A 1,252-nucleotide genomic window follows, 5' to 3' on the forward strand; every position below is an offset into this window, starting at 1 on the left:
AGACTTCTTCTTTTCCCTTTCCAATGCCAGGTGAACGTATGGTCCAGCGGCTACAGCGTTTGATTAACGAGCATCAAATTAAACAGATTAATATCTGTCGTTTTGGTGACTCTAAACTTCATGATCAAAGTGAAGAGTGGAGTTTTGGTCATGAATATATTCAAGTCGGTGGCCAGCCTTACAACCTAGATCGAGTGGTGACGTTTACCGTCATCGATCAAGTCTTACACCTTTATTTCTAAGCACACTACAGGTTCGTTTGCGAAAAAGCTGGCGCGTGCTAACTTTGCTGGTCTGATTGAGTAGCCAGCCATGTTTAAGCCCTAAAAAACCTCCGCTGCGCGTTGTTTTTCCGGGCTTAAACGGCTGTCCCCCCTCCGACTGTCGGGGGTACAAAACCCGCTCACTTTGTTCGCTATGAATCCGTCTGAACCGATTAAAAAGAAGGGTGGTCGCCCGCCCAGCGTGACCAAACGCGACCAGCAGATCACGGTTTGCCTGACCAAGATCGAGAAGTTAGCGTTGAGTAAACGAGCTGAGAAAGCGGGCCTGAATCTGTCGGACTACGGTCGGCAAATGGTGCTTACCGGCAAGGCCCAAGCCCGGCTGACTGCCCAGGAGAACGAGACGTTGAACCAGGTGGCCCGGTTAGGGAGCAATCTCAACCAAATCGCTCATAAAGCCAATGCCGATGGTATCCGCAGTATTGCCATTGAAGCCAATCGGCTGCTGCACCAATTGAGTCAACTCCTAAACAAATCCGCCGAGGGATGATCGCCAAAACCAGCGTTGGCCGCAGCTTCAAGGGTTGCTGTCAGTACAACATGGAAAAAGTGGAACTAGGCAAAGGTCAGGTTTTACTAAGTCAGGGCGTGCGCGATTACGAGCTAAAGGGGATGGTCGCCGATTTCACCCGTCAGGCTATGCTTAATCCGGAACTTAGCCGCAGCGTCTGGCACACGGCGGTCAGCTTCGATCCCCAGGACGAGGCCCGGCTTCTACGGGAACCGCAGCTTATTGAGCAGGTGGCGACGGACTACCTGAAAGGGATGGGCCTGGACCAATCGCAGTACGTGGTGATCCAGCACTACGATACCGCCCACACGCATTTTCACATCATTGCCAACCGGGTGGCCAACGACGGGCACACGGTCAGCGACAGCCATAACTTTAGTCGGTCCGAGAAGCTACTACGGGCGATGGAGCAGCAGCACCGCCTAACGCTGATGAAGGAGCAAGGTTATCGGCTGGG

Annotated in this window: 3 protein-coding genes; all 3 read left to right on the forward strand. The window is 52.8% G+C overall.

Features of this window, described 5'->3' with window-relative positions:
* Positions 1-242 (forward strand): hypothetical protein (locus B157_RS0114010; RefSeq protein WP_026308692.1); only part of this gene is annotated, 242 nt, incomplete at its 5' end.
* Between the two features lie 175 nt (positions 243-417).
* Positions 418-774, forward strand: a complete 357-nt coding sequence (locus B157_RS0114015; protein WP_020603941.1) for a plasmid mobilization protein — start codon at positions 418-420, stop codon at positions 772-774.
* The coding region (locus B157_RS0114020; RefSeq protein ID WP_020603942.1) for a relaxase/mobilization nuclease domain-containing protein at positions 771-1,252 on the forward strand (482 nt) is incomplete at its 3' end. The genes B157_RS0114015 and B157_RS0114020, both read left to right, overlap by 4 nt.

This window comes from Spirosoma spitsbergense DSM 19989, from assembly GCF_000374085.1.
Taxonomy (GTDB): domain Bacteria; phylum Bacteroidota; class Bacteroidia; order Cytophagales; family Spirosomataceae; genus Spirosoma; species Spirosoma spitsbergense.

Coding starts and splice junctions, on each gene's coding strand:
- B157_RS0114015 (WP_020603941.1), top strand. CDS start 418: ATGAATCCGTCTGAACCGATTAAAAAGAAGGGTGGTCGCCCGCCCAGC.